This is a genomic window from Salibaculum griseiflavum (assembly GCF_003129565.1).
Classification (GTDB): domain Bacteria; phylum Pseudomonadota; class Alphaproteobacteria; order Rhodobacterales; family Rhodobacteraceae; genus Salibaculum; species Salibaculum griseiflavum.
In genome coordinates this window covers 172655-189644 of record NZ_QETF01000002.1, presented here as the reverse complement: position 1 = coordinate 189644, position 16990 = coordinate 172655, and the positions used below count along the sequence as shown (strand labels likewise).

Sequence of the window (16990 nt, the reverse complement as noted above, 5' to 3'; positions counted from 1 at the left end):
AACAGGGGGCGCTGCCCCCGTCCGCTGACGCGGACTCCCCCGGAGTATTTTCGGCAAGATGAGGGTCAGGGCATCCGCAACGCGCCGTCCAGCCGGATCGTGGTGCCGTTGAGGTAATCGCATTCCAGGATGAACCGGGCGAGGGCGGCGAATTCATCGGGATCGCCAAGCCGCTGGGGATAGGTCACGTCGCGGGCGAGGGTCTGCATGACCTCTTCGCCGAGGCCCTCCAGCATCGGGGTGCGGAAGATGCCCGGCGCGATGGCCATGACCCGGATGCCGTTCCGCGCCAGATCGCGCGCCATGGGCAGCGACAGCCCCGCGATCCCGGCCTTGGACGCGGCATAGGCCGGCTGGCCCTTCTGCCCGTCGAAGGCGGCGATCGAGGCGGTGTCGACGATAACGCCGCCGGTGGTCATCCGCGCCGCCGCCAGCCGCGCGACGTTGAAACTGCCGGTCAGGTTGATGTCCAGCGTGCGGCGGAAACTGTCGAGCGCATGCGGCCCGTCGCGGCCGAGGGTCTTTTCGCTGGTGGCGATCCCGGCACAGTTGATGGCCGCGTTGAGGCCGCCCATCTGCGCGGTTGCCGCATCGAGCGCCGCGGTGACCGACACCTCGTCTGTCACATCGGTCTGTTCGTAGCCGGCGCCGATCTCTTGCGCGAGCGCGGAGGCATCGTCGCGATCCAGGATCGTGACCTGTGCCCCTTGGGCGCGCAAATGCCGCGCGGTGGCCGCGCCCAAGCCGGAGGCGCCCCCGGTGACGATGGCCTTGGCCTGCGTGATCTGCATCGAAGAACCCTCCTGTTGACCAGAAGGGTTTGCCAAGTCCGGCGCTTGGGCGCAAGCGGTCAGGGCCGGGCGAGGATCGCCATCAGAGCCATGTGGACCGGCACATAGGTCAGGGCGATCATGACCAGCGCAGGCAAGCCCCAGGCGGCGACGGACAGGATCACGCCGGTCAGCACGATCACCAGGAAATACCAGATATTGTCCTTGTCGCCGAAGGCGAGGTCACGGGCCAGCCACCCGATGACGGGCAGGCGATAGAAGGCCCTGGCGTACCAGGGCTGGGCGGGGGGAATGGGGGTCAGGATGCTCATGCAAGGCAGATAGGGACCGCGGCCGTGCGCACTATGCGCCAAGCTGCCGCAGTCAGGTCTTTTCCGCCCGCTTCGCGGCATTCCAGAGCGCGTCCATCTCGTCGAGGGTGCTTTCGCCCGGGGTCTTGCCGTTATGTGCGAGCGCGTCCTCGATGGCCTCGAAGCGGCGCTGGAACTTGGCGTTGGCGCGGCGCAGGGCGGCCTCCGGGTCGACATCGAGGTGCCGGGCCAGGTTGGCCATGACGAAGAGCAGGTCCCCCATCTCGTCCTCGATGCCGTCGGCGGACAGGCTGTCGCGGGCCTCGGCCAGTTCGCGCGATTCTTCGGCGATCTTGTCGATGACCTGCGTCACCTGCGGCCAGTCGAATCCAACCCGCGCTGCCCGTTTCTGCAGTTTCAGCGCCCGTAGCAGCGCCGGCAGGCCGATGGCCACCCCGTCAAGCGTGCGGGTCTCGCCGCGCCGGGCGCGTTCGGCCGCCTTGACGGCCTCCCAGTCGCGGGTCTGCTGTTCGGCGGATTTCTCGCGATTGTCGGCGCCGAAGACATGCGGATGCCGCGCCACCATCTTGTCGGACATGGTGCGGGCCACGTCGGCAAAGCTGAAATGCCCGGCCTCCTCGGCCATTTGCGCGTGAAAGACGGACTGGAACAGAAGGTCGCCCAACTCGCCCTTGAGGTCGGCCATGTCGTCGCGGGCGATGGCATCGGCGACTTCGTAGGCCTCTTCGATGGTGTAGGGAGCGATCGTGTCGAAACTCTGTTCGATATCCCAGGGACAGCCCGAGTCCGGGTCACGCAACCGTCGCATGATTTCCAGCAGGCGGTCCATCTGCACCTCGGGCCGGGTGTCGCGGATCAGGTCGTCGCTCATGGTTTCGTCCCTTCGATAGCAGCCGGACCCTACCAGACCGGTGCCGGGGGCCAAGGGGCGATGCACGGGGCCGCGTGGGCCGGACGCCAATGCAGAAAGGGGCGGCGGTTAACACACCGTCGCCCCTTCCGTGAGACCAGACCTTCTTTTCAGAAGCTGTAGCCGACCCTCAGGTTGATGGTCGACACGTTCGAGGCGGCCGGCTGGTCAGTATCTATTTCGTTCCCGTCAAGCTTGCGCAGCATGTAGTCGGCCCCGATGAACAGGTTCTCAGAGATCTTGTAATCAGCACCTACGCCCACGGCTGGCCCATTCATCCTGAATGTGGCAGAGGTGCCGGGGTTCTCGACATAGTCGCCAAAGGAGTAACCCAGCGCCCCGTAAATCATGGCGTTGCCTACGACATAACCGGCGCGCGCGCGCAGGTCGATGAGCGACTCAATATGGTCGTCGTCGCCAAAGCCACCGGGCACGTAAAGATCCGAAATGCTGTTAAAGGCGATCTCTCCACCATAGACGAAGTTGCCCTGCTGGAAATTGTAGCCGCCGAAGGCCGAGACGACCATGCCATCGTTGAATTCGTAGTCGTCGTCGGCACCGTTGAAGCCGATCTCGCCCTGCGCCACGCCATAGCCTATCCCGGCATAGGCACCCGAGAAGTCAGCCACTTCAGGTGTCGCCTGAACCGGCGTGGGCGCCGGCGCCGGTGTCGCCTCGTTCATGTTACCGGCAACGGCGGTTGACGCGGTGACAGCGGCAAAGGCTGTGAAAACAAAAAAACGCATTGTCTCCCCTCCTGAAATCGTTGTTTCTGTTCAGTGGAGCTAACATACCAAGAGCGCGCGATTCCAGTGGGGCGGGGATGAAGGTCCGACCCGTTCCCGTGATGCAACGCGTGACCCCAAAACGCTGTCTCGGCGACCGGCTCAACGCAACTTCAAAAGGCATATGCCCATGGCTGTTATCAACCGCATTGCCGGCTTCGCGGACGAGATGGCCGCATGGCGGCGTCATATCCATCAGCATCCCGAACTCGGCCAGGAGTGCCACGAGACCGCCGCCTATGTCGTGGGCCGTCTCAAGGAATTCGGCGTCGATGAAATCCACGAGGGGATCGCGGTCTCCGGTGTCGTCGCGATCATCGAAGGGCAGGGTGCGGGGCCCACGGTGGGCCTTCGGGCCGATATGGACGCGCTGCCCATCGAAGAGGCGACCGGCGCCGACTGGGCCAGCACGCGGCCCGGCAAGATGCATGCCTGTGGCCATGACGGGCATACGGCTATGCTGCTGGGGGCCGCGCGCTACCTGGCCGAAACGCGTAATTTCGCGGGCCGTGTCGCGCTTGTGTTCCAGCCCGCCGAAGAGGTTGGCGACGGCGCCGAGCTGATGGTGAAGGAAGGGGTGCTGGGCCGCTTTGGCATCCGCGAGATCTATGCGCTGCATACCATGCCCGGTGTGCCGCTGGGCCAGTTCTATACCACGCGCGGTGCGGTCATGGCTGCGGTGGATACCTTTCACGTCCATATCACCGGCAAGGGCGGGCACGGGGCCTATCCGCATGATGCGCTGGACCCGATCCCGGCGGCCTTGTCCATCGGGCAGGCCATGGCCACCATCGTCAGCCGCAATCACTACGCGCTCGATGATCTGGTGGTGTCGGTGACGATGATCCATGCCGGCAGCGCCGACAACGTGATCCCCGGCACCGCCTACCTTGGCGGCACGGTGCGCACCTTCGACAAGGAGGTTCAGGCCATGGTCAAACGCCGCATGGAAGAGATCGTCGCGGGGCAGGCGGCCAGCTTCGGCGTGACCGCGCGGCTGGACTATGAAGAAGGGTATCCGCCGACGATCAACGATCCGGAGGCGGCCGGGTTCGCTGTTTCAGTGGCTGAAGAGATCGTCGGGCCGGACGCGGTCGAGGGCGACGGGGTCAAGGAAATGGGCGCCGAGGATTTCGCGTTTTTCCTGGAAAAGGTGCCGGGCGCCTACCTGTTCCTCGGCAATGGTGAAACCGCCATGGTGCATCATCCAGAATACGATTTCGACGACCGGGCCGCCCCCGTGGGGGCCAGTTTCCTGGCGCGTGCCGTCGAACGGGCCCTGCCGATGGGTGCCGAGCGGGATTGACGCCGTCGCGGCGCTGGCGTCTGATATGCGCATGACACAGCACAATGACCTCGCCGCGCTCGACAAGGCGCACGCCCTGCACCCTTGGACCCATTTCGAAAGCTTTGAACGGGACGGCCCCATGGTCATAACCCGTGGCAAGGGGTGTGACCTGTGGGATGTGGATGGCAAGCGCTATCTCGATGCGGTTGGCGGGCTGTGGTGCACCAATATCGGTTTGGGCCGCAAGGAAATGGCGCAGGCCATTGCCGAACAGGCCGAGCGGTTGGGTTTTGCCAATACCTTCGTCGATCAGAGCCATGATCCGCAGGCGCTCCTGTCTGCGAAACTGGCGCAGATCGCGCCCGAGGGCCTGAATCGGGTGCATTTCACCACCGGCGGCTCCACGGCCATCGACAGTGCTTATCGCATGGTGCAGTTCGTTCAGGCGGCGCGGGGCTTCGAGGGCCGCACCCACGTCATCGCGCGGCGACATTCCTACCATGGCTCGACCTTCGTTTCGATGTCGCTGGGCATGCGCGATGGGGACCGGTCGCCGGAATTCACCTACAAATCCGACACGATCCACCATGTCGAGGCGCCTTACGTCTATCGCCGCCCTGAAGGAATGAGTGTCGAAGAGTTCGAGGACAGCCTGATCGCCGAATTCGAGGCCAAGATCGAAGAGGTCGGCGCCGAGAAGATCGCGGCTTTCTTCGCCGAACCGATCCAGGCCTCGGGTGGGGTGCTGGTGCCGCCCCCCGGCTATCTGAAACGGATGTGGGAGGTCTGCCAGCGTCACGGCATCCTCTTCGTTGCCGACGAAGTGGTGACGGGGTTCGGGCGTTGCGGCGAATGGTTCGCGTCGGAGACGATCTACGGCGTGACGCCGGATATCATCTGCTGTGCGAAGGGGTTGAGCTCTGGCTATCAACCGATTGGCGCCGTTATATTCTCCGATGATCTCTGGCTCGATATGTCAGGCGATCGCTGGTATACGTCGGGCTTTACCTATTCGGGGCATCCGGTGGCCTGCGCCGCCGCGCTCAAGAATATCGAGATCATCGAGGATGAAGGGCTTCTGTCCCATGCCAAGGAGATGGGGGCGCTGTTCCAGCAGGCCTTGCACGGGCTGGAGGACCTGCCCATCGTGGGCGACGTGCGCGGCCATACCCTGATCGGCTGCGTGGAAAACGTCGCCGACAAGACGACACGGCGGGATTTTGACGAAGGCATCGACATTGGCCGCCGCATCACCGACGCGGCCGAGGCGCGGGGCCTGATCGTGCGGCCCATGGGGTCGCTCAACGTCATGTCGCCGCCGCTTGTCATCACGCCGGACCAGATCGACTTCGTTGCCGAAATCCTGCGTGCAGCGATCATTGAGGTCACGGATCAGCTGGTTCGCGACGGCGTCAAGATCGGATGAACATCGCGCTGCAAGGCGTTGAAGGATAAGCATATGCCCAACCAACCCATCAGCGGCAACGACCTGGCGCGCTTTTCCGGACCGCAAAGTTTCATGCGGCTGCCGGAACAGGCTGACGCGGCGGGGCTGGACGTGGCATTTGTCGGAATCCCCATGGATATCGGCACCTCATGGCGCAGCGGCACGCGGTTCGGGCCGAAACAGGTCCGGCAGGAAAGCGCGATGATCCGGCCCTACAATCTTCAGACCGGGGCGGCGCCATTCGACAGCCTGAATTGCGCCGATACCGGCGATATCGCGATCAATACGTTCAGCCTTGCCGACAGCCTGAAGATCATCGAGTCCCATTACGACGCGTTGTTGCAGCACCCGGTGATCCCAATGGGGATCGGAGGCGACCATGCGCTGACCCTGCCGATCCTGCGCGCCATGGCCCGCAAACACGGCCCCGTTGCGCTGGTCCATGTGGATGCCCATGCGGATGTGAATGACGAGATGTTCGGCATGCGTGAAACCCATGGCACCGTGTTTCGCCGCGCCCACGAAGAAGGCCTGATAAATCCCTATAAAGTCTGGCAAATCGGCCTGCGTGGCACGGGCTACTCGGCCGAGGATTTCACCGAGGCAGCCGGTTGGGGCTTCAACCAGCGGCTGGCGCCCGACCTGTGGCATAAATCGCTGACCGGGCTGGGTCAGGAGATCGTGGCGCAGATCGGCGATCAGCCCTGCTATATCACTTACGACATCGACAGCCTCGATCCTGCCTATGCCCCCGGCACCGGCACGCCCGAGATCGGCGGACTGACCACGCCTCAGGCGATGGAGCTGATCCGGGCGCTGCGCGGTCTCAACGTGGTGGGCTGCGATCTTGTCGAGGTGTCGCCCCCCTATGATCCATCCGGCAACACGGCGCTGACCGGGGCCAATATCCTATACGAATTGCTTTGCATCCTGCCTGGCGTGACCTATCGGTGATCCATGCGCTGGTTCGTCGTCCTCATCGTTCTCGTTGTCCTTCTGTTGGTCATGGGGGCCGCCTATGTGCGGGTTGCGCCCAGCGATGCTGACCGTTGGCACCGTTTTGCCTATCCGAAAGCGCCGGGCGATTACCCGTCCCCCGGCGGATTCGAGGCTCGGCGGGTGGTCACAGGCGATCCGGCCGTGGTCCTGCAGGCGCTGGACCGCATCGCAAAGGAAACGCCCCGGACCACGGTGTTGGCGGGTAGCGCCGAGGCGGGCTTCGTCACCTATGTCACCCGGTCCGCGCTTTGGGGCTTTCCGGACTATACCACCGTCTACATCACCGATGATGACCCGCAGGCGGATGGGGCCACGACCCTGACCCTCCACGCGCGGCTGCGTTTCGGCCAGTCCGATCTGGGCGTCAACGCCGCCCGCGTGCGGGCCTGGCTGGGGGCCATGCCCGAGGGGGCCTTGCAAAGCCCCGGCGAAAAGGCAAAAGCAGGCCCATGATCCCCCAGGACCGACTGCACCAGATCACCGACCGTTTCGAATATCTCGAAGCCCGCATGGCCGAGGGGTTGTCCGGTGACGACTTCGCCCAGGTCAGCCGCGAATACGCCGAGCTGCGCCCGGTGGTCGAAACCGTCCGTGCCTATAAGTCCCTTATGGAAGAGATCGAAGGCGCCGAAGCGATGCTGGACGATCCCGAAATGAAGGAACTGGCCGAGGCCGAACTGCCAGAGCTGCGCGAGAAACTGCCCGAGCTGGAACAGGCCGTGAAGCTGGCGTTGCTGCCCAAGGATGCCGCCGACAGCCGCCCCGCCATCATCGAGATCCGCCCCGGCACGGGCGGCGAAGAGGCGGCGCTCTTCGCCGGCGACCTGCTGCGCATGTACCAGCGCTATGCCGAGGGCAAAGGCTGGAAATTCGAGGTGCTGGAAGAGGCCCAGACCGAACTGGGCGGGATCAAGGAGGTTACGGCCCGGATCAGTGGCGACAGTGTCTTTGCCCGGCTGAAGTTCGAATCCGGCGTGCACCGGGTGCAGCGCGTGCCCGAAACTGAAAGCGGCGGCCGCATCCATACATCGGCGGCGACCGTGGCGGTTCTGCCCGAGGCCGAGGATGTCGATATCCGTATTGACCCCAATGACTTGCGGATCGACACGATGCGCAGCTCCGGCTCTGGCGGGCAGCATGTGAACACCACCGATTCGGCGGTGCGCATCACCCATCTGCCCACCGGCATCGTTGTGACCTCGTCCGAGAAATCCCAGCACCGCAACCGCGAGATCGCCATGCAGGTGCTCAAGACCCGGCTGTTCGACATGGAACGGCAGAAGGCCCATGACGAACGGTCCGAGGCGCGGGCCTTGCAGGTGGGGTCGGGCGATCGCAGCGAACGCATCCGCACCTACAACTTTCCGCAGGGCCGCATGACCGACCACCGGATCAATCTGACGCTCTATGCGCTGGACAAGGTCATGGCGGGCGATCTGGACGAGATCATCGACGCGCTGATCCAGGACGCGCAAGCCACAATGTTGGCGGAGATGGGCGGGTGACCGAGGCTGAGGCCGCCGAAAGGCTGGCCGAGGCCGGGCTTGCCGATGCCCGTCGCGAGGCGCGCAAGCTGACCCGCATCGCCGAGGACCGTGGCGTCTCCCTCGCGGAACTGGCCGCCCGTCGGGCCGCTGGAGAACCGATGTCGCACATTCTGGGCTACCGGGATTTCTGGGAGCACCGCTTCGAAGTGACGGCGGACGTGCTGGACCCGCGCCCCGATACCGAAACACTGGTGGCGGCGGCGCTGGAGGCCCCGTTCTCGCGGGTGTTGGACCTGGGCACCGGATCCGGCTGCATCGTGCTGAGCCTTCTGGCCGCACGGAATCACGCGACGGGTCTGGGCACGGACCTGTCCGAGGCAGCTCTGGCCGTGGCCGGGCGCAATGCCCGGCGGCTGGGGGTGCAGGACCGGGCCGCACTGATCCGGTCTGACTGGTGGCAGGCGGTCTCGGGCAGTTTCGACCTGATCGTGTCGAACCCGCCCTATATCGCGGCGGACGAGATGGCGGCCCTGCAACCGGAACTGTCCTACGAGCCGCGCATGGCGCTCACGGACGAGGGCGACGGGTTATCGGCCTATCGTGTGCTGGTCTCTGGCGCGCCCGCGCACTTGGCCCCGAGCGGTCGCCTGATGGTGGAGATCGGCCCCACTCAGGGCGCCGAGGTTGCCGCGATGTTCGAGGCGGCGGGGCTGGAAAGCGTCGAAATCCGCCCGGATATCGACGGGCGCGACCGTGTCGTGATCGGCACAATGGTGCCCACAAAGCGCTGAATCATCGCATTTCGAGGCCTTTTCGTCCGAATCCCCTTGCGGAACCCGCCCCCCAATGCTTAGTCAGAGGTGTCGGATGGACGTGGGTTCGCCCGCTCTTCGACCATAGCCAGAACATCGCAGGCCACCGAACCCAAAGACCCCCGCATGAGGCGGGGTCGGGCCTCGACAAGAAACACAGCTGGAACCAGACGTTCATGAAATCCTCACGATCCAGGTCGCGGAAGAACCGCAACAACCGGCCCTCGGGCGGCAATATCATCAACCGGGTTTTCGATAGCTCGGGCCCCGAAGGCAAGGTGCGTGGCACGCCGCAACAGATCATCGACAAGTACCAGCAGCTGCATCGTGATGCCGTGCTGGCCGGTGACCGCGTGAACGCCGAGAACTTCGCCCAGCACGCAGAGCATTACCTGCGCCTGCTGGCCGAGGCACAGCGCGAGGTCGAGGCCAAGCGCGAGGAACAGGAACGCCAGAACCGCGAACGCCAGGCCGAGCGCGATCGCGAACGCGCTGAACGGCTCAAGGCGCAGGAAGCCGCGGCCTCCGGCGAGGGCAGCTCGGATCAGGGCGGCAGCGAGACGGGCCTCGTCGAGACCCCGGAAAACGCCCCCAGGCCGAAGCCCAAGCGCAAACCCCGCAAGCCAAAGGGCAGTGATCAATCAGACAGCGGGAACGCTGAGGGCGGTGACAAGAGCGGCGGCACGACCGAAGCGGCCGAGTAGACCCTAGCCATCCATGGCCCGCGAAAGGGCGCAGAACCGTTCAAGGTCCACCTGTTCGGCGCGGTCCGTTGGCGCGATCCCGGCCGCGATCAGCCGGTCCTCGATATCCGGGCGCAGGCCCTTCAACGCGGCGCGCAGCATCTTGCGCCGCTGGTTGAAGGCCTTGGCCACCACCATTTCCAATGTCTTTGCATCCGCGGGAAAGCGCGGTTCGGCCAGGGCCGTCAGGTGGACGACGGCGCTATGCACCTTGGGCGGCGGTGAAAACGCTTGCGGCGGCAATTCCATGACGATCTCCGCGTCGGTCCGCCACTGGGCCAGGATCGCCAGCCTGCCATAGGCTTTCGACCCGGGGGCGGCGACGATTCGCTGCGCCACCTCCTTTTGAAACATCAGAGTCAGACTGTCCCAGAAGGGGGGCCAATCCGGCGGCGTGAGCCAGCGCACCAGCAATTCCGTGCCCACGTTGTAGGGCAGGTTGGCGGCGATGCGGATGGGCGGGGTCAGGTGCGCGCCCGGATCGATGTCCAGCGCGTCGGCATTCAGCACCTCCAGCCGCCCCGGATAGGCGGCGGCGATCTCCTGCAGGGCGGGCAGGCAGCGGGCATCCTTTTCCACCGCCACCACGCGCCGCGCCCCCTCGGACAGCAGGCCCCGGGTCAGGCCGCCGGGGCCGGGGCCGATTTCCAGCACGTCATGATCGTGCAGCGACCCGGCCATGCGGGCGATCTTGGCGGTGAGGTTGAGGTCCAGCAGGAAATTCTGCCCCAGCGCCTTCCGGGCCGACAGGCCATGTTCCGCGATCACGTCCCGCAGCGGGGGCAGGTCATCCATTTTCTCTCTCTTCATCTTGGCAATAAACTCCCCCCGGAGGGCCGCTCACCGCCCATGCCGGGCCTCGGCCATTCGCGCGGCCATGCGAAGTGCCGCGATCATCGAGGCGGGGTTGGCGGTGCCGGTCCCGGCGATGTCGAAGGCCGTGCCATGGTCGGGCGAGGTGCGGATGAACGGCAGGCCAAGGGTCACGTTCACGCCTTCGTCGAAGGCCAGCGTCTTGATCGGGATCAGCGCCTGGTCGTGATACATGGCGATCGCCACGTCATAGCGGGCGCGGGCGGCGCCATGGAACATCGTGTCGGCGGAAAGCGGGCCGGCAATGTCCAGCCCCTCGGCACGCAGGGCGTCCAGCACCGGGGTGATCATCTCGATCTCTTCACGGCCGATCTTGCCGCCTTCGCCCGCATGGGGGTTCAGCCCGGCAACGGCCATCCGGGGGGCGGGAATGCCGAAATCACGGATCAGGGCGGCATGGGTGATCAGGATCGTGTCGGTCAGGCCGCGCGCACTCAGGGCCTGGGGCACCTCGGCCAGCGGGATATGGATCGTCGCGGGCACGACGCGCAGTGCATCGCTGGCCAGCATCATCACCGCCCGGTCGGCGCCGCCCAGATGGGCCAGGAATTCCGTGTGACCGGGATAGGCGAACCCGGCCCCGTCGATCAGCGCCTGTTTGTGAATGGGCGCGGTGCAGAGCGCCGCGCAATCCCCACTATCGACCAGGCGCACGGCCGCTTCGATCGCGGCGATCACATGGGGCGCATGGGCGGGATCCGGCGTGCCGGGGCGGCGCGGTGCCCCGAAATCCTGGGCCAGAACGGGCAAGGCCGTCGCGGCGGCCGTCTTGGCTTGGTCCGCGCTCGCCACAGCCTGCCAGGGCGTGCCCTCGGGCAGGTGGGCCGGGTCACCGATCCACAGGATCGGCACCGTGTCGCGCAAGGCGGCCCAGGCCCCTGCGGCGATCTCGGGCCCGATCCCGGCCGGTTCGCCGCAGCTGACCGCGATGGGCCGCATCAATTCTCGACGATGCGGGCCGAGGCGCGCAGTTCGGCCAGCAGCGCGTCCGCGTAGCCTTCCAGCCGCTGCGAGCGCAACTGGTTGCGGATCGCGTCGCGGTCCTGCTCGGTCTCAAGGGTAGCGGTGCGCCCGCACAGCATCAGGAAGACCAGCGTTTCGCCGTTGGCCCGGGTCAGCCCGTAGGAGGTTTCGCCCGGGTCGAGCTTGGCCAGTTCCAAGGCCACGTCCTCGGGGATCTCGGCAGGCGGCAGCGCGTCGCGCTGCAGCACTTCGGGCGGCTGGCCCTGGGCCACGCCGTAAAGATCGTCGCAGGTATCGACCTGCCCCGAGAGGCGTTCAGCCCGCGCGATCGCCCGATCCGACAGGCCCCCGTCGATGAAGTAGGCCGCGTATTCGATGGCTGCGGGGGCAGCCGGGGCGCGCGGCACCTCGCGCACATCGCGCAGCTGGAACAGGGCGACGCCATTCTCGATGGGCAGCGGGTCGGTCACCTCGCCCGGGGCCAGCCCCAGGAAGATCGGCCGCAGCGGAGCGGGGAAATTGCTGATCGGCAGCCAGTTCAATCGCCCGCCGCGTTCACGCGAGGGCAGGGCGGAGACACGGCGCGCTTCGGCCTCGAAGGCCGCGAAGGAGGTGATCTCGCTGATGCGTTCGGCTGTGGCCATGGCGCGGGCGGCCTCGGGTGGCGGGGCGGCGATGATGATCTCGTTCAGCAGAACCTCGATCCCGGCGCCCCCCTCGGACTGGCCGAGGGCCTGGTCGATCTCTGCCTCGGAGATCTGGGCCCGGTCCCCGTATCGGGACCGGATGAAGTCGCGCCAGGTGACGTTGATCCGCACGAAGTCGCGGAGGGTTTCCTCGTCGATGCCGTTCTGCGCGAGCACCGTCAGGAACTGCTCCAACTCCTGGTTGGCGCGCGCGGCGAAATCCGCCATTGCCCGCTGCAGGCCATCCTCGGTCAAGCGCATCCCGGCCTGATCGAGCGCCTCTTGCTTCAGGCGTTCCTCGACCAGTTGTTCACGCGCCAGTTCGGCCAGATTGCCTGGGCTGTTGAACACGCGCAGCATCCGCGCGCGCTGGTCGATTTCGTATTGGGTGATGACCTTGTCATTCACCGTGATCGCCGGTGAGAATTGTGCCTGCACCGGCAGGGCCAGCGTGGCGAAGAGGGCGATCAGTGACAGAAGGGCACGCATTGGAACCTCTTGATTTGGTCAGTGTCTCAGTCCTGGCAGCGTCCGGGGCTGGCGCCAACGCGCCCGGCGGAAAACCCGGTAAGCCCCACCAGCAGGCCGAAATCGGTTGTCGGTTGCACACTAGTCGAAGACGTGAAGCGGCGCGACACCGAAAAATCGACCGTGACACATTCGTTGCGCCAGCCGACATCCAGCCCCGCCTGCGAGGGTGACCCGGCGGCCAGATCATAGCGCATGTCCAGTCCCGCCGACCAGTTTTCGTTGAACCTGTAGGTGCCGTCGAAGCTGATCTCGCGCACCGGGTCGGCCCGGTCCTCCTCGGTGTCGGGGGGCAGGAAGATATAGCCGGCGGTCAGGTCGAGCCGGGCGTTGGACCAGTCCAGCAAGGCCTCGGCGCGGGTGACCTGCGCCGCGTCATCGACAAGGGTCCGGCCCTGTAGTGCCAGACCTTCCGGGCTTTCCAGCGCTGCGGCAATCAGCCAGTCCGACGCCGTGCCGTCGAGGCCGGAGGTGTGGGTGAAGTCCGGCTCTGCCCGGTCCCGCAATACCCGGCCGAAGGTCAGCCGGCTGTTCCAGCCCCGGTCACCGCGCCGGGCCCAGCTCAGGCCCAGGGCGGCGCGGGCGCCGGTTTCGGTGGCGTCCTCTCCGGGGAATCGCGACAGGGACAGCAGGCTGGTCTGGTCGAACTCGGCGGTGGAGCTGTCTTCGTTCGGGACGGCACCGCCCGACTGGTCGGACCAGGCAAACTGTAGCACCGGCTCCAGCAGGTGGGTGGCCTGCGGGCCCTTCCGGATCAACGGGTAGCGCAGGGTGGTTCCCAGCTGCGTCCGGGTGCGGGTCGTGTCATCGGCCAGCGCATCGTCGGAAAAGGCGTAATGGTCCAGCCGCAGCCCGGCCTCGGTTTCGATCATCAGACCCGGCCGGGTGACGAAAGACCGGCGCCAATCCAGCGTCGCCCCGGCGCGCAATGTGTCGCCCAGGCCGTCCGGCCCGGCATCGAGCGTGCGCAGATGGCCTTCCAATGCCCCGCCGAAGGTCAACGTCCCGCCGATGGACGGCGTCGTGCGCCGTTCCCAGGCCGCTTCGGCCACGACCGGCGGCAGACGGTCATTGTCCTCGGCGGCGCGCAGGCTCTGGTAGAGCGTCACATGGGCGCGGCGCATCTGCCGGTCCTCGACGCGGGTATAGCTGAGCTCGCTGTCCAGACGGTCGGCCCCGCTGATGTCGTAATCCAGCAGGTAGGCGTCATCCGAGGCCGACTCCACGTCGAAGCGCAATATGCCGCCATCCTTCAGTCGGAATGCTCCTTCGGCAAAGAGATAGCCGCGCGGCGCATCGGTCAGGGTGTCGTTCGTGATGCCGCCGCGCAACTCGATCAGCCCGTTCAGATAGGCCTGCCGGTAGCGCGCATCCAAGGTGGTGGTTTCGGGTGACAGGTAGGGCGTCAGGGTCAGGTCGCGGTGATCGCCGAGGCGGATGAAATAGGGCAGCTTGATGCCCAGCCCGAGCTGGTCGGTGGCCCGGGGTTCCGGGATCAGCAGGCCGGTCGCCCGGGTCAGGGTCGGGTCCGGAAGGCGCATGCGGGGCAGCCAGAAGATGGGCAGATCGTAGACCCGGAACTGGGCATCCTCGAAATAGAGCTGGCGCGCCTCGCTGTCATGGACAACCCGGCCGGCGCGAATTTCCCATAGCGGCGGCCGGCCGTCATCGCAGACCTTGCACGAGGTCGCTGCGGTCCGCGTCAGCTGGGTGTAGCGGCTGTCGACCCGGTCGATCCGGTCGGCGGCCAGTTGCAGCCGTTCGTCCAGGATCAGCCGTGCCCCGCGAAGAAGGCCCCTTTCGAGGCGGGCGTCGAGGCTGGCGCGGTCGGCGGTCAGGATTTCGCCCTCGGCGGTGCGGATGAAGATCGGACCGATAATCGCCAGTTGGTCGGTGCTGCGGTCATAGGTGATGCGCGCCGCTGACAGGCGGGTGCCATCATGAAAGACCTCGACATTTCCTTCGGCGATCAGCTGGTTGCCGCTGTCCTGCACCAGGATCCGGTCGGCGACCAGCGTGGCCGGGGCCTGCGCCGCAAGCGCCAGCGGCCAGAGCCATAGCAGAACGACCAGGGCAATCCGCCGTATCATCCGTCCTCCAGGTGCAAGAGCAGCCCCAGCGAGGCCGCTATTCCCGCAAGGGGCGGTGCCCAGGCGGCCAGTGCCACGGGGATCTGGCCGTTGTCGCCCAGGATTTGCGCGAAGTTGCGCAGGAAATACAGCCCGAAACTCAGGATCACCGCGGTCAGCACCAGAAGGCCCACGCGCCGCCCGCGCTGATGGCGCATGGTGAAGCCGGCGGCGATCAGCATCATGGCGCAGAGGAACAAGGGCTGGGCCAGTTCCATCTGGAACCAGACGCGGTGACGCAGCGCGGAGAACCCGGCGGCTTCGAGCCGGTTGATGAAGGCGGGCAAGTCCCAGATCGGAATCGAGCTGGGCGTGCCGAAACTGTCGCGGATCTGGTCGGCGGACAGTGTCGAGGGAATGCGCAAGGTCGGATGGGTGGTCGCCCATTGTTCGGCCACACGGCCATCCGAGAGCGGCCAGGCCTTGGCCTGCGTCAGTTCCCAGGCCCCTTCGACAAGCTGCGCGGTGGCGGCCTCGATCCGGCGCACTGGCCCGCCGGCCTGGGTGAAGGTGATGAACGTGACGTCTTGCAGGACGGTGCCGTCAAGATTGGTGGCTTCGGCGCGGATGACCGTCTGTCGATCCGCATCGCCCTGCCGCAGCCATAGCCCGTCATCCGAGATCGCCAGGATGCTGGACGGGTCCTGGCGCAGGCCAGAGGACCGGTCTTCGTATTCCTTCAGTGTCGCCGCGACGATCGGGTTGAAGACCGCAACCGCCACGAGTCCGATCATCAGGGTCATCAGAAGCGGCCCCAGGAAGGCGCGCAGGGCCGAGCGCCCGGCCGCGCGCGTCACGACCAGCTCCGAGGATCGCGAAAGGCCCAGGAACAGCGCGATGGCGCTGAGCACTGTGATCAGTGGCAGCATCTGGTAGAGCGCCTGCGGCAGGTTCAGCAGCGTCAGGCCGAGGATCTGGGCGAAACCGGCCTCGGTCCGGGCGAAGCGGCGCCCCTGTTCCACCAGGTCGATAAAGCCGTTCAGCAGCAGGAAGACCGCGAACGTGCTGCCGAACGTGATCAGGAACCGACGCGAAAAGTAGCGAAACAGGATCATGCGCCGGTCCCCGCGGGCAGGGTCGGGCGGCGGCGCAACAGGTAGGGGCGGGTGCTCACGAAAAGCAGGGTCAGCCCGGCGACAAGGCCGAAGATCAGCCCTGCGTAGGTCAGCGGCCAGGCGGATACGCTGGCGCGCGCGGCGCCCATAGCGGCGCTTTCGATGGATTTCATGACCACGACCAGGGCAATCGCGCCCAGGATCTGTTGCCACAGGCCGAACCGGCTGAACCCGCCCACGAGCAGCGTCGCGAAGCCAAGGAACGCCCCGACCAATGCCGTCAGCGGTTGGGCGAACCGTTCGTGACCCGCATGCAGCAGGTAGGCCGCATCGCGGCGGGTTTCGTCTTGCAGGGCGGGGCTAGGATTGAGCAGCTCGAAGGTCGAGACCTCCTGGACCGAGCGGCGCCGATTGCCCACCTCGGGGACAAGGGCCGAGATGTCATAGGCGAAATCATCGAACCGGGTGGTGAAAAGGCGTTGACTGTCCTTGTCGAGTGTCTGGGCAAGCCCGTCGATCATCACCAGCTGCGGACCGGCCTCGGCGCGCACCAGGAAGGCACGGCTGGCCGTATAGCCGATATGGCGATCCTCGCGGCGGCTGTCGGACAGGAAAATGTCGCGCAGCTCGCCCTCGGGGGTGACGTCGCGCACGAACAGCGTGACCCCGGCCGAGGGTGACATGAACTGCCCCTCGGTCAGCAGCCGGGCGGTCAGGTTGCGCGATATCTCGGCCTGACGCTCGATCAGCCGGCCCTGGCTGACGGGGACCAGCACATGCGACAGGATCAGTAGCAGGCCGGTCACGATGGCCCCGAAGACAAGAACCGGGCGGGCCATGCGAAAGGTGGAGTAGCCCGTGGCCTGGACCACGACCAGTTCGCTTTCCGAAGCCATGCGGTTGGTGACGTAGACCGAGGCGGCGAAGGCGGCGAGCGGCAGGACCAGCTGGATCAGGGCAGGCAGGGAGAGGGCGGTCAGTTCCAGGAACACCCAGGCCGATTGTCCGTCTGCGATGATCTGGTCGAACAGGTGCACCGCCTGGTTGATCCAGTACATCAGCACGAGAACAAGGGAAAAGAAGCCGAACACGGTGAGGAATTGCGACAGCATGTAGCGGTCGAATCGCGGCACCTGTTTTTCCCCCGTTTCGTCTAGGGCCGATGGCCCGTCCTGGCAGTAGC

At 66.0% G+C, this 16990-nt stretch carries 17 protein-coding genes; 7 read left to right on the top strand and 10 right to left on the bottom strand.

Annotation, left to right across the window (positions count from 1 at the left end; genetic code table 11):
- Positions 1-65 precede the first annotated feature (65 nt).
- The 4 genes from DFK10_RS02835 to DFK10_RS02820 all read right to left on the bottom strand — a co-directional run bounded on the left by DFK10_RS02835 (position 66) and on the right by DFK10_RS02820 (position 2758).
- Positions 66-791: an SDR family oxidoreductase gene (locus DFK10_RS02835; protein ID WP_109386365.1), complete on the bottom strand. Its 726-nt coding sequence runs from the start codon at positions 789-791 to the stop codon at positions 66-68.
- Between the two features lie 59 nt (positions 792-850).
- Complete coding sequence (locus DFK10_RS02830) at positions 851-1102, bottom strand: hypothetical protein (protein WP_146193218.1); 252 nt, start codon at positions 1100-1102, stop codon at positions 851-853.
- 52 nt (positions 1103-1154) lie between these two features.
- On the bottom strand, positions 1155-1973 hold the full coding sequence (mazG, locus tag DFK10_RS02825; protein ID WP_109386360.1) for a nucleoside triphosphate pyrophosphohydrolase: 819 nt from the start codon (positions 1971-1973) through the stop codon (positions 1155-1157).
- Positions 1974-2122: 149 nt separating this feature from the next.
- A complete protein-coding gene (locus tag DFK10_RS02820; RefSeq protein ID WP_109386358.1) occupies positions 2123-2758 on the bottom strand; it encodes an outer membrane protein in 636 nt (211 codons plus the stop codon).
- A gap of 169 nt (positions 2759-2927) precedes the next feature.
- Between DFK10_RS02820 and DFK10_RS02815 the strand changes: the two genes are divergently transcribed.
- The 7 genes from DFK10_RS02815 (at position 2928) to DFK10_RS02785 (ending at position 9534) form a co-directional block, all read left to right on the top strand.
- Positions 2928-4103: a M20 aminoacylase family protein gene (locus tag DFK10_RS02815; protein ID WP_109386356.1), complete on the top strand. Its 1176-nt coding sequence runs from the start codon at positions 2928-2930 to the stop codon at positions 4101-4103.
- 31 nt (positions 4104-4134) lie between these two features.
- Complete coding sequence (locus DFK10_RS02810; RefSeq protein WP_109386631.1) at positions 4135-5511, top strand: aminotransferase; 1377 nt, start codon at positions 4135-4137, stop codon at positions 5509-5511.
- A 33-nt stretch (positions 5512-5544) separates the two neighbouring features.
- Entirely contained in the window at positions 5545-6486 is a 942-nt protein-coding gene (gene speB, locus DFK10_RS02805) for an agmatinase (RefSeq protein ID WP_109386354.1), read from the top strand.
- A gap of 3 nt (positions 6487-6489) precedes the next feature.
- Positions 6490-6984 carry a DUF1499 domain-containing protein gene (locus DFK10_RS02800; RefSeq protein ID WP_109386352.1) on the top strand — a complete coding sequence of 165 codons (495 nt, stop codon included), beginning with the start codon at positions 6490-6492 and terminating at the stop codon, positions 6982-6984.
- Positions 6981-8036, top strand: coding sequence for a peptide chain release factor 1 (gene prfA, locus DFK10_RS02795; RefSeq protein ID WP_109386350.1), 1056 nt, complete (start codon positions 6981-6983; stop codon positions 8034-8036). The genes DFK10_RS02800 and prfA overlap by 4 nt, the downstream gene beginning before the upstream one ends.
- Positions 8033-8809 (top strand): peptide chain release factor N(5)-glutamine methyltransferase, encoded by a 777-nt coding sequence (gene prmC / locus DFK10_RS02790; protein ID WP_109386348.1) that lies wholly within the window; start codon positions 8033-8035, stop codon positions 8807-8809. The genes prfA and prmC overlap by 4 nt, the downstream gene beginning before the upstream one ends.
- Before the next feature lie 197 nt (positions 8810-9006).
- A complete protein-coding gene (locus DFK10_RS02785; protein ID WP_109386346.1) occupies positions 9007-9534 on the top strand; it encodes a DUF4167 domain-containing protein in 528 nt (175 codons plus the stop codon).
- A 3-nt stretch (positions 9535-9537) separates the two neighbouring features.
- On the opposite strand, the gene rsmA is transcribed toward DFK10_RS02785, so the two are convergent.
- Genes rsmA through lptF form a run of 6 tightly spaced genes read right to left on the bottom strand, consistent with a single transcriptional unit; the run spans position 9538 to position 16940 of the window.
- On the bottom strand, positions 9538-10368 hold the full coding sequence (gene rsmA, locus DFK10_RS02780; RefSeq protein WP_109386344.1) for a 16S rRNA (adenine(1518)-N(6)/adenine(1519)-N(6))-dimethyltransferase RsmA: 831 nt from the start codon (positions 10366-10368) through the stop codon (positions 9538-9540).
- A 45-nt stretch (positions 10369-10413) separates the two neighbouring features.
- Positions 10414-11385, bottom strand: a complete 972-nt coding sequence (gene pdxA, locus DFK10_RS02775; protein ID WP_217810043.1) for a 4-hydroxythreonine-4-phosphate dehydrogenase PdxA — start codon at positions 11383-11385, stop codon at positions 10414-10416.
- Positions 11385-12584: a peptidylprolyl isomerase gene (locus DFK10_RS02770; RefSeq protein WP_109386340.1), complete on the bottom strand. Its 1200-nt coding sequence runs from the start codon at positions 12582-12584 to the stop codon at positions 11385-11387. Before DFK10_RS02770 ends, pdxA begins: the two co-directional genes overlap by 1 nt.
- A gap of 26 nt (positions 12585-12610) precedes the next feature.
- Positions 12611-14713: an LPS-assembly protein LptD gene (locus DFK10_RS02765; protein WP_109386338.1), complete on the bottom strand. Its 2103-nt coding sequence runs from the start codon at positions 14711-14713 to the stop codon at positions 12611-12613.
- The gene (gene lptG, locus DFK10_RS02760) at positions 14710-15807 is read right to left on the bottom strand and encodes an LPS export ABC transporter permease LptG (RefSeq protein ID WP_109386336.1); all 1098 of its coding nucleotides are present in this window, start codon (positions 15805-15807) and stop codon (positions 14710-14712) included. The genes DFK10_RS02765 and lptG overlap by 4 nt, the downstream gene beginning before the upstream one ends.
- Positions 15804-16940 carry an LPS export ABC transporter permease LptF gene (lptF, locus tag DFK10_RS02755; RefSeq protein WP_217810042.1) on the bottom strand — a complete coding sequence of 379 codons (1137 nt, stop codon included), beginning with the start codon at positions 16938-16940 and terminating at the stop codon, positions 15804-15806. The genes lptG and lptF overlap by 4 nt, the downstream gene beginning before the upstream one ends.
- Between the last annotated feature and the right edge of the window lie 50 nt (positions 16941-16990).